The organism is Mesorhizobium humile, from assembly GCF_033977215.1.
GTDB lineage: Bacteria > Pseudomonadota > Alphaproteobacteria > Rhizobiales > Rhizobiaceae > Mesorhizobium > Mesorhizobium humile.
The window spans coordinates 39,982-50,156 of record NZ_JAVIIV010000031.1 but is presented as its reverse complement, the minus strand read 5'-3'; the positions used below and the strand labels follow the sequence as shown (position 1 = coordinate 50,156).

Here is a 10,175-nt window from a genome sequence, read left to right as displayed (position 1 = left end):
ATCAAAAACTTAAAGCAGGTCGCGTGAATTCTTCTTCACGCGACCTGCTTTAGGCGGCAGGCGCCCTACAAAAACAACCGCAACTGCGTGTGGATGATCGACCGATAATCGTCGATCGTGCGCCGGCCTTCTTCCTCGTCCTGCGTCAGCGCCAGCCGCACGACGCCGCCTGCAAGCTGGAAGATCAGGAACACGACGCGTCCGAAAGCCTCGCGCTGCTCGGACTTCAGCATCGGCGCGACATGGTCGCAGAACATTTTCGCCTGATGCCGCGTCTCGGCGATGTCGAGATGCTGCAACGCCTTGTCGGCCTGGATGGCGTTCTGCAGGTCCTGGATCGCCGGGTCCGCCGCGACGCGGGAATAGTAATCGTCGAGCAGGCGGTCAGCCGCCGCGGTCACGTCCTCCAGCCGGCCTATCTCGGCGATGATCGCGCCGAATCTGGCACGGCTTTCCTCGGAAAACCGCTCGTAGAGCATCGCCAGGATCGCTGATTTGCTCGGGAAGTAGTGATAGACGGTGGCGATCGGCCCGCCGGCAAGCGCGCCGACCTCCTTCATCGTCACCGCGTCGATGCCCTTTTCGCCGATCAACCGCATGGTGGTGGCCAGGATCGCATCGATGCGCTCGCGGCTGCGCTCCTGCTTCGGCCTACGCCGCGGTTCCGTCGCCGTTCGCCTGATCTGCGTCATGCGCCAAATCTCTCACGAGAGTGCGAATTCGTGGTTGACAAGAAACATGATCAAGTATCAGTTTCGCTAAATGCTGACAACTTGTCAGTTTTTGGATCGAGCTGCAAGGGAGGGCACCTCGTGACTGCATCGCAAGCCGCGCAAGCGGAAAGTGGCGATTGGCTGGTCGGCAATCCGACCGGCCTGCAACTGGCCTCCGCGCTATGGATCGGCTCGGTCGGCCTGCTCATCCTCGGACTGCAGCCGGTGCTGCTCGGCGCGCTCTATACGGAGGGCCATGTCACCGGCGACGAGCTGGCGCTGGTCGCCACCGCCGAGATGATCGCGATCGCCATCGGCTCGGCGATCGTGGCGATGCTGCTCCCCGCCAGGAACATGCGCTGGAAGAGCACGATATTGCTTGTCCTTCTCGCGTTCGCCAATTTTTGGACCGCTTATGCCGGTAGCCCCGATGCACTGATCGGCGCGCGCACGCTGGCCGGCCTCGCGGAGGGCGGGCTTGTCGCCGTCGCGACCGAGCTGATCGCCCGCTCGCGCCGGGCCGAACGCATCGGCGGCTATTTCGTCACGCTGCAGACCTTGGCGCAATGCGCGCTGGCGCTGATCCTCGCGATCTATGCCGTGCCTGCCGCGGGTTCAGCCGGCGGCTTCATCGTGCTCGCCATCGTCTGCCTGCTGTCGCTGGTGGTGGCCTGGGCCGTGCCGAACGACTATGCCGACCTGCCAAAGGAAGAACAGTTCGCCAATGTGGCGACGGTGCCGGCGATCACCGCGCTTTTGTCGATCCTCTGCTATTTTATGTTCTTCGGTGCCGTCTGGGCTTTTCTTGAGCCCATCGGCGCGCAGTTCGGCATCGACGGCCGCACCGTCGGCCTGATGGTTTCGGCGAGCCTTGCCGCGCAAGTGATCGGCGCGATGACCGCGACAATCTTCGAGGCGCGCATCGACTACCGCTTTGCCATCACAATCATCGGCATCATCGCTGCGATCTGCTCGGTGCTGCTTGCGTCCGGTCCGGGTCTTTCGGTGTTCTGGGCGGCGGCACTGGTGATGGGCTTCATCCTGCTCTTCATCGTTCCCTACCAGATCCGCCTGGCAATCACCGCCGACGAAACGCGCACTGCCGTGCTTCTGGTGCCGGCTGCCCAGCTTTTCGGCCTTGCGCTCGGGCCGGTCGCCGCCTCGCTGCTGATCGATGGCGCGAACTTCCGGCCGGTGCCCGAATTCGCCGCCGCCACCGCTTTGGCCAGCGTACTTCTGCTCGGCGTCTTCGTGCTGGTCGCGCGACGGCGCGGCCGGGCCTGAGCGGGAGGACCGAGATGGCAAACGCCTGGAGCAACTGGTCGGGCTTCGTCACGGCTTCCCCGAAATTGATCGCGATGCCGGCCGACGCCGGCGAACTGGCCGAACTGGTGCGCTCGGCGCCCGGTCCTTTGCGCGTCGCCGGCGCGGGCCATTCCTTCACGCCGCTGGTGCAGTCCGAAGGCGCCATCGTCTCGCTGGAGAAGATCGACGGGCTGGTCTCGCATGAAGCGGCCGCCAATCGGGCGCGGGTGAGGGCGGGAACCAGGCTCGGCGCTCTGATGTACATCCTGCAGGACATCGGCCAGGGCCTGCCCAACATGGGTGACATCGACAAGCAGGCGATCGGCGGCGCGCTCGGGACGGCAACGCATGGTTCGGGTCCGACGCTCGGCGCCTATCACACGCAGCTCGAGATGGTGCAACTGGTGGACGGGCAAGGCAAGCTGCGCGAATACAGCCGGGCGAATGATCAGGATATGATCCACGCCACCGGTGTCGCCCTGGGCAGCTTCGGCGTGCTCACCGAAGTGACGATGAACAACATTGCGAGCTATCGGCTGCGCCGTCGCAAATGGGTGCTGCCGATCGGCGACATGCTGCGCGATTTCGAGACGATGATGGCCGCGCACCGGTCGGCCGAGTTCTACTACATCCCTTTCGCCGACCATGCGCAGTTCATCGCCAGCGATCTCAGCGACGCGCCGACGACGCCGCGTCCCACCGATGACGACGAGGAAGGGCTGGCGACGCTGCGCAAGCTGCGCACTGCCTTGCGCTGGCTGCCGTCGTTGCGTCGCGCGCTGATCAGGGGCGCGGTGAAGAAAGTGCCCTCCGAGGATTATGTTCAGGACTGGCTCAACGTCTACGCCAGCGACCGTCGCACCAAATTCAACGAGATGGAGTACCACCTGCCTTACGAGGAAGGTCCCAAAGCGTTGGCCGAGATCATCGCGCTGACGGAGAAGCACTTCCCGGAAGTCTATTTCCCGATGGAGGTGCGTTCGGTGGCGCCCGACGAATTCTGGCTTTCGCCTTTCTACAAGAGGCTGACCTGCTCGATCGCCATCCATCACGATGCGGCGAACGATCCGCTGCCCTTCATGCGCGCCGCCGAGCCGATCTTCCGCAAGTATGGCGGCAGGCCGCATTGGGGGAAAATGCACAGCCTGAAGGCGGCGGATTTCAAGAAGCTCTATCCGCGCTGGGATGACGCGATGGCGGTGCGGCGCGACATCGATCCGCAAAACCGTTTCGTCTCGCCCTACATGGCCGGCCTGTTCGGCATCCAACCATGAGCGCCTATTTTGCTGCTCTGTCCGACGCATTGAGGGCCGCCGAGATTTTCCGGCCCTGCCTGGTGCTCGACCGCGACCGGCTGGACGGCAACATCGCCCTGGCGAAGGAGAGGCTGGCGCCGGGGCTTGGCGTGCGGCTGGTCGACAAGTCGCTGCCCTGCGTGCCGCTGCTTTCGCACATCGCCAGGGTGCTTGGCACCAACCGCTTCATGACCTTCCACCCGCCGGTGTCGCAGGCCGTGCTCGACGCTTTTCCCGAGGGCGACCTGCTCTACGGCAAGCCGATGCCGGTCGGCGCCGCCAAGGCTGCGCTGACCAGGGGCGGCGCCGGCTGGTGGTCGCGCGTCTGCTGGCTGATCGACACGCCGGAGCGGCTGGCCGAATATGGCGCCTTGGCCGCCGCGCTCGACACCGAATTGCGCTTCGCCTTCGAGGTCGATGTCGGTCTGCATCGCGGCGGTTTTTCCAGTCCGGCCGAGATCAAGGCGCTGACGATACCGGAGCGCCTGCGCTGCGAAGGCATCATGGCCTATGAGGCGCATGCGCCGGAGATCCCCGGTTTGTTCGGCGGCGCGGCCAAGGCCCTGAAGCGGGCCTCGGCCAAGGCTGCCGGCTTTATCGATGTGCTGGAGCCGCAGGCGCGCCGCATCCTCAACATTGGCGGCTCGAAGACGGCGCTGCTGCATGGCGCGGGTGTGGCGAACGAAGTGTCGATGGGCTCCGCTTTCGTGTTGCCCAGCGATTTCGACACGCCCGGCCTCGACCGTTTCCAGCCGGCGGCCTTCATCGCCGCCCCGATCCTCAAGGCGGTCGATGCGATGCTGCCTGGCCCGGCGGCGGTTTCCAAGGCGTTGCAGTCGCTCGGCCTCTTCCCGCGCAAGGGCTGCTATCTCTATGGCGGCAAGTGGATGGCCGAGCCGGTGTTTCCCGATGGCATGAAGCCGAACAGCTTGATCGGCCTGTCCTCCAACCAGCAGTTCATGGGGCTGCCCGCGGGAGCGAACGTGAAGCCTGGCGACTATGCCTTCCTGCGGCCGACGCAGAGCGAGGCTGTGCTGCAGCATTTCGGTGCGATTGCGGTGTTTTCCAACGGCCGCATCGTGGAGTTCTGGCCGGCGCTGCCGATGGGGTGAGGCTGCCGCATCGGCGCTCGCCATTGGCGCCTGCATCCGCGATGTCGTCATTCCAGGGTCTCGCGCGCCTCGCTTCGCTCCTTGCTCCGCCCTGGAATGACGAAGGCGTGATGATCGGTTTATTGACTTAGTCAACTAAATGATCGATCCTGCCTGGGACAGGAGAAACCGCCATGACCATCCACGATCACCCCGGCAAGGAACGCATTGACACGGTCCGGTCCTTCAACCGCTTCTATACCCGCCAGATCGGCCTGCTCGACGAAGGCCTGTTGAAGAGCCCGTTTTCGCTGACCGAGGCGCGGGTGCTTTATGAGCTTGCCAATCGCGATGGGCTCGTCGCCAGCGACCTGGTGCGCGATCTCGGCCTCGACCCCGGCTATGTCAGCCGTCTGCTGAAAAAGTTCGAGGAGCGCGGCCTGGTCGAGCGCGAGGCCAGCGAGGCCGACGCGCGCCGCGCCTCGATCGCGTTGACGACGGCTGGAAGGGAAGCCTTCGCGCCGCTCAACCAGGATTCGCACGATCAGGTGCGCGCGCTGCTCGATCGTCTGGCGCCTGTCGACCAGGAGCGGCTGGTCAAGGCCATGCGCACCGTGCAGGACCTGCTCGGCGACAAGCCCGAGCCGAAAGTGCCTTATATCCTTCGCCCGCTGCAGGTCGGCGACATCGGCTGGATCACGCGCCGCCAGGGCATGCTCTACACGCAGGACTATGGCTGGGACGGAACCTACGAGGCGCTGGTCGCCGAGATCCTTGGCGAATTCGTCAAGAAGTTCGATCCGGACTGGGAGCGCGCCTGGATCGCCGAGCGCGAGGGCGAGGTGGTCGGCTCGGTCTTCGTCGTGCGCAAGTCGGCCGACGTGGCTAAGCTTAGGCTGCTCTATGTCGAGCATTCGGCGCGCGGCCTCGGCATCGGCGCAAGGCTGGTCGACGAATGCATCGCCTTCGCCCGCGCCAAGGGCTACAAGAGGCTGACGCTCTGGACCAACGACATACTGGGCTCGGCCCGCCGCATCTACCAGGCCGCCGGATTCAAGCTGGTCGAGGAGGAAAAGCACCACTCCTTCGGCAAGGACCTGGTTGGCCAGACGTGGGATCTGCAGCTCTAGGCTCCCCCTTCTCCCCTTGTGGGAGAAGGTGTCGCCGAAGGCGACGGATGAGGGGTGCTCCAGCGAAGCGGGACGCTGGCTTTCCCTGGAACACCCCTCATCCGTCTTGCCGCTTCGCGGCAATCCACCTTCTCCCACAAGGGGAGAAGGGAAGGCGCGCCTCACCCCTTCACCGGCAGCCAGATCTCCAGCCCGCCATTGCCGGAATGCGCATCGAACTCTGGCCCGTAGCGTTCGAATTCCGGCGCGTCGGCGACCTCATGGCCGGAGGCCGGCAGCCAGCTGTTCCAGATCGTGTTGATGGTGCGGCGGATGGTCGAGATGTGCTCGCGATGCGCGAACACCGCGTATCTCTGCGCCGGTATGCGCGCCCGATAAAAATCCTTGGGCAGGTCGGAGAAATCCTTCACCTCGACGCCGACGACATAGTCGAAATTGCCGGCGTCGTCGCCATTGAGGCAGACGCCGTAGAACACGCCGGGCACCTCGCCTGGAATGTTGCCGATATAGGGGGCGAAGCGCTGCCATTGCATTGGGATGCCGGCGCTGGTCTCGCAGCTGTAGCGTTCGCCGAGCCCGGCGATCAGGAAGGGGCGGCTGGTCTCGAAGCGCGGCGGCTCGAGTGTTGTGAGAAGCGAACTGTCCATCAGAATGGGCTCCACGAGGTCGAGGTTTTGGGTCGAGCCTTGCGCGCGTACCAGTTCCGGCGTGGTGCCGAACGCATCTCGAAAGGCCCGCGTGAACGCCTCATGCGAGCCGTAACCGGCATCGAGCGCGACGCAGAGAATGTCGGGCGCGCCGCCGGCCAGCTTGCGCGCCGCTTCGCTCAAGCGGCGCGCCCGCATGTAGCCCATGACCGACCGTCCCGTGGCGGCGCCGAAGGCGCGCGTCACATGGAAGCGCGACACGCCGCTGCTTGCCGCTATTTCGTCGAGGCTGATGGCGTCGGGAAGGTGGCTTTCGACAAACCACAGCGCTTTCTCGGTCGGGTTCATGGCTCCTCGCATTTGGCGGGACGACACTAGCCGCCCCGCCGGCGGACAGTTTGATCGAAATTGCGCTTCGAGCAACAATGCGCATATGCGACCTGCGCCGCGTCGGATGCGGAAACCGACGCGGCGCTACCGAGCAGTCCGGGAAGGGGCGTCCCGATAACGAACGGCCCGGAGGAGGGGTCGACAGATGTGCCGCGGCAAATCATCACCAGCTCGCTCGACGCCTTCTTCGTCGTCACCATACTGATGCGCAACCGGCTGTGACTGGCGAGGATCAAACGGTCCAGAAGTAGCGCACGATGTGGAAGAAGATCGGCGCGGCGAAGACCAGGCTGTCGGTGCGGTCGAGCATGCCGCCATGGCCCTCGATCAGATGGCCCCAGTCCTTGACGCCCTGGTCGCGCTTGATCGCCGATGCGACCAGCCCGCCGAGGAATCCCATCGTGCAGGCGACGAAGGCGACGGCCGAGGCCTGCAGCGGCGAGAATGGCGTGATGAAGGAGAGCAGCGCCCCGAGCAGGCTCGACGCAACCAGCCCGCCGACCAACCCTTCCCAGGTTTTCGATGGCGATACGGTGGGCGAGAAGCGGTGCTTTCCGAACAGCTTGCCGAAGATGTACTGCAGCACGTCGCTGCCTTGCACGACGATGATCAGGAAAGCGATGAGCAGAAGGTTGCGGTTTTCGAAACCCGGCACGTTGAGCGTCAGCAAAGCAGGGACGTGGCTGACGCAATAGACCGAAATCATGATCGCCCATTGCTGCGCGGCGATGCGCTCCAGGAAGCGCTCGGTGTCGCCGTGCAGCGCCGTGATCGCGGGCATCAGCAGGAAGCAGTAGACCGGGATGAAGATGATGAAGAGGCCATACCAGGCTGTCCACACCAGCCAGTACTGGAAGGGGATGACGATGCCGAACATGCCGAGCAGCACCCAATGGTCGCTGCGCCGGCTGTGCGTCAGCGTCACGAATTCGCGCAGCGCCGCGAACGAGATCAGCGCGAACAGGATGGTCATGCCGTAGCGGCCGAAGAAGAAGGCGACCGTCATCAGCGCCACCATCACCCACCAGGCGTTGATGCGCTGGGTGAGGTTGACCAGCGTCGCGCTCAGCGGTTTGGGCGCGCGCGCCGAAAGGATGGCGGCGGTGATGCTGGCGGTGCTCAGCACCACGAAAAGGCCGATGATCAAGATACTGATTTCGTGGCGCATCAATCGTCTCGGTCGGGGCGCGGATCGAGCGCCAGAAGCTCGTCGCGGGCGCGCTGCAGAAAGGCGCGGCGTTCCTCGCCCGGCGCCACCGCAACGGGGGCGCCGAAGACGACGCGGCAGAGCAGCGGCACCGGCAGGAACTGGCCCTTGGGCAGCACGCGCGACATGTTCTCGATCCAGCAGGGGATCAGCTCGACGTCCGGCCGCGCCATCGACAGATTGTAGAGGCCGGAACGAAACGGCAGCAGCTCGTCGCTGCTGTTGCGGGTACCTTCCGGGAAGATGATCAGCGAATGGCCCTGGTCGAGCACGGAGAGCATGATCGAGATCGGATGCTCCGCCTCGCTTGTCCATTGCCGGCTGATCAGCACGGAAGACAGCATGTCCTGGGCGATGAAGCGTCGCAGCCGCGACTTGCCCCAATATTCGGCCGCGGCGATCGCGTGCGTCTTGGCACGCTCCGTCTCGCTGAGGCAGGCCGACAGAAGAATGAAGTCGCCATGGCTGGTGTGGTTGGCGAAATAGATGCGCTGCCGGTCCGACGGCTGGCTGCCGTTCCAGATCGGCCGCACGCCGGTGACCGCCCAGGCCATCGCAGACAGGCCGACGGAGGTGACCGTCTGCAGCAGCGTATAGGTGCGCAGCGCCAGCTTGCTCATCTTGGCATCCAGAAACCGGCCCAAAGGAACGCGACGACGAAGACCGCGAAGGCGATCCGCTGCCTGGCCAGCAGGCGGCGAGTACCGGCGATACGCTCGTTGAGCCGCCGCGGCGTGGCCGGGGAGGGCTTCAGCCGCATGCGCGCCAGCACGTCGTCGACCGCGACGCCTCCGGAAGCCTCGTCATCATGGCTCGCCATCAGCCGGAACAACAGCGCATCGAAGAGGAGAAGCGCCGAGAGCCCGAGCACCGCCACGGCGCTCGCCGCCGCGACCAGCAGCGCCAGCACCGCGAGGGGCGCGTGGAAGGCGCCGCGCGCCGAAGCGACGAGCGGCGCGATGCTCTCGCCGGCGATCACGATTGCCACCGGCCATGCCGCCTGCTTGACCAGCATTGCGGCGAGGCCGGCAGTCTTGCGTTGATAGGCGTCGCCGCTCATGCCGGCTCGTCCAGTCCGACCTGAAGATGCACCGGTCGGCCGGAAGCGGCGAGCTGCTTGCGGGCCTGCGCCGGCGTGTGCGAGCGGCCGGTGGCGACCAGCCATCTGGCGACGACGCTGGCGCTGCGCTGGAAGCCGAGCGCGCAGCAGACCAGAACCGTGCCCTGCCTGCGCGCCGGCTCGATCGCCGCCACGGCCTCGTCGAGCGTGCTCTCCGCAGGCGAAACAAGATCGAGCATGGGAAAGCTCGTCCAGCGCCCTGTCGCATCGTGTGGCCGCTCCAGTTCGGCGGCAAGGTCGATCACCATGCCGAAGCCATCGGCTTCGGCAGCATCGGGAAAACGTCCGAGGAAGACGCCGTCGGTGACGGCAACGACAGGCGGCAGCTTGCGTGTCCAGGCCCAGGCATTGGCCCTTGCGCCCAGCCGGTATGGCCAAAGCAGGACGCGGCTTGCCAGCGACACGCGCCCGTCCGCCGTCTTCTGGAACACTTTTGGTCCGGCACCGGCATAGCCGAAAGCGACGATGACTAGTGCCAGCGAAGGCCACAAAAGCACGAGCGCGATGGCCGAGAAGAAAGCGCCAATGGCCGCGCCGGCAAGCGCCAGAGCGGCGCCCAGCGCGTAGTAGAGTGAAAGGCGCCGAGGCTTGCCATCGATCGTCAGGCGGAAGCCGGCGAAAGGCAGCTCGCCCTCGGCTGCAAACAGCCACAGCGCAAAGAAGCCGAGCAGCGCGCCGGTCGGGATGTCGATGAAATGGTGCTGCCAGGTCGTCAGCACCGAGGCGCCGATCAGAAAACACCAAAAGTGCCAGAGAACGAGCAGGGGGCCGGAAAGGCGCTGGCGCCAATGGTCCCAGATGATCACCAGCAGCGCGATATGCAGGGAAGGGGCCTGGTTGAACGGCTTGTCGAAACCGCCGAGCACGGCGAACAGGAAGCCGGGCAGGCCGGTCGTTGCCGGGCGCACGAAGGTCGCGGTCAGCGGAAACAGGATGAAGCACGAGACGGCGACGACCTGCGCGGTAAGGTAGCGGCCGGCCAGCCGGTCGACGCCCCGCCGGCTATCGTTGAGCAGAAGCGACAGGCCGTAGAACAGGTTGATCGACCAGTAGGGCACGATCGTCCAGGCCATGAACGGAACATGGTGCTCCCAGGAGAAGACGATGCTGCCGACTTGATTGCGGGTCGAGGCCAGCCAGTTGGCGAAGCCGTAGGTCGAATAGAAGAACGGCGCCAGAAAGGCGAGCCAAAGCGCGGCCCGGAGGACGACGCGGCCATAGGGTTCGGCGGCTGCGTTGGCTGGAGGCGACGGAGGCTCGGCACTGGTGGGCATGCG

The 10,175-nt window shown here is 65.2% G+C and carries 10 protein-coding genes; 4 read left to right on the top strand and 6 right to left on the bottom strand.

Annotation, left to right across the window (positions count from 1 at the left end; translation table 11 throughout):
• Positions 1-65: 65 nt before the first annotated feature.
• Positions 66-692, bottom strand: coding sequence for a TetR/AcrR family transcriptional regulator (locus tag RFM52_RS30115; RefSeq protein ID WP_320298295.1), 627 nt, complete (start codon positions 690-692; stop codon positions 66-68).
• 120 nt (positions 693-812) lie between these two features.
• Between RFM52_RS30115 and RFM52_RS30110 the strand changes: the two genes are divergently transcribed.
• From RFM52_RS30110 to RFM52_RS30095, 4 genes are all read left to right on the top strand, one after another.
• A complete protein-coding gene (locus tag RFM52_RS30110; protein WP_320298294.1) occupies positions 813-1,997 on the top strand; it encodes an MFS transporter in 1,185 nt (394 codons plus the stop codon).
• Between the two features lie 14 nt (positions 1,998-2,011).
• Entirely contained in the window at positions 2,012-3,292 is a 1,281-nt protein-coding gene (locus RFM52_RS30105; protein WP_320298293.1) for a D-arabinono-1,4-lactone oxidase, read from the top strand.
• On the top strand, positions 3,289-4,425 hold the full coding sequence (locus RFM52_RS30100) for an alanine racemase (RefSeq protein ID WP_320298292.1): 1,137 nt from the start codon (positions 3,289-3,291) through the stop codon (positions 4,423-4,425). The genes RFM52_RS30105 and RFM52_RS30100 overlap by 4 nt, the downstream gene beginning before the upstream one ends.
• A gap of 173 nt (positions 4,426-4,598) precedes the next feature.
• Entirely contained in the window at positions 4,599-5,534 is a 936-nt protein-coding gene (locus RFM52_RS30095; RefSeq protein ID WP_320298291.1) for a bifunctional helix-turn-helix transcriptional regulator/GNAT family N-acetyltransferase, read from the top strand.
• Positions 5,535-5,695: 161 nt separating this feature from the next.
• Here RFM52_RS30095 and RFM52_RS30090 read toward each other — a convergent pair whose 3' ends face one another.
• The 5 genes from RFM52_RS30090 to RFM52_RS30070 form a co-directional block, all read right to left on the bottom strand.
• The gene (locus tag RFM52_RS30090; protein ID WP_320298290.1) at positions 5,696-6,529 is read right to left on the bottom strand and encodes an AraC family transcriptional regulator; all 834 of its coding nucleotides are present in this window, start codon (positions 6,527-6,529) and stop codon (positions 5,696-5,698) included.
• Positions 6,530-6,803: 274 nt separating this feature from the next.
• Positions 6,804-7,739: a phosphatidate cytidylyltransferase gene (locus tag RFM52_RS30085; RefSeq protein WP_320298289.1), complete on the bottom strand. Its 936-nt coding sequence runs from the start codon at positions 7,737-7,739 to the stop codon at positions 6,804-6,806.
• Positions 7,739-8,398, bottom strand: a complete 660-nt coding sequence (locus tag RFM52_RS30080; protein WP_320298288.1) for a lysophospholipid acyltransferase family protein — start codon at positions 8,396-8,398, stop codon at positions 7,739-7,741. Before RFM52_RS30080 ends, RFM52_RS30085 begins: the two co-directional genes overlap by 1 nt.
• Positions 8,395-8,838 (bottom strand): hypothetical protein, encoded by a 444-nt coding sequence (locus RFM52_RS30075; RefSeq protein ID WP_320298287.1) that lies wholly within the window; start codon positions 8,836-8,838, stop codon positions 8,395-8,397. Before RFM52_RS30075 ends, RFM52_RS30080 begins: the two co-directional genes overlap by 4 nt.
• Positions 8,835-10,172, bottom strand: coding sequence for a phosphatase PAP2/dual specificity phosphatase family protein (locus RFM52_RS30070; RefSeq protein ID WP_320298286.1), 1,338 nt, complete (start codon positions 10,170-10,172; stop codon positions 8,835-8,837). The genes RFM52_RS30075 and RFM52_RS30070 overlap by 4 nt, the downstream gene beginning before the upstream one ends.
• Positions 10,173-10,175: the final 3 nt, after the last annotated feature.

Coding starts and splice junctions, on each gene's coding strand:
- RFM52_RS30115 (WP_320298295.1), bottom strand. CDS start 692: ATGACGCAGATCAGGCGAACGGCGACGGAACCGCGGCGTAGGCCGAAG.
- RFM52_RS30105 (WP_320298293.1), top strand. CDS start 2,012: ATGGCAAACGCCTGGAGCAACTGGTCGGGCTTCGTCACGGCTTCCCCG.
- RFM52_RS30100 (WP_320298292.1), top strand. CDS start 3,289: ATGAGCGCCTATTTTGCTGCTCTGTCCGACGCATTGAGGGCCGCCGAG.
- RFM52_RS30095 (WP_320298291.1), top strand. CDS start 4,599: ATGACCATCCACGATCACCCCGGCAAGGAACGCATTGACACGGTCCGG.
- RFM52_RS30090 (WP_320298290.1), bottom strand. CDS start 6,529: ATGAACCCGACCGAGAAAGCGCTGTGGTTTGTCGAAAGCCACCTTCCC.
- RFM52_RS30085 (WP_320298289.1), bottom strand. CDS start 7,739: ATGCGCCACGAAATCAGTATCTTGATCATCGGCCTTTTCGTGGTGCTG.
- RFM52_RS30080 (WP_320298288.1), bottom strand. CDS start 8,398: ATGAGCAAGCTGGCGCTGCGCACCTATACGCTGCTGCAGACGGTCACC.
- RFM52_RS30075 (WP_320298287.1), bottom strand. CDS start 8,838: ATGAGCGGCGACGCCTATCAACGCAAGACTGCCGGCCTCGCCGCAATG.
- RFM52_RS30070 (WP_320298286.1), bottom strand. CDS start 10,172: ATGCCCACCAGTGCCGAGCCTCCGTCGCCTCCAGCCAACGCAGCCGCC.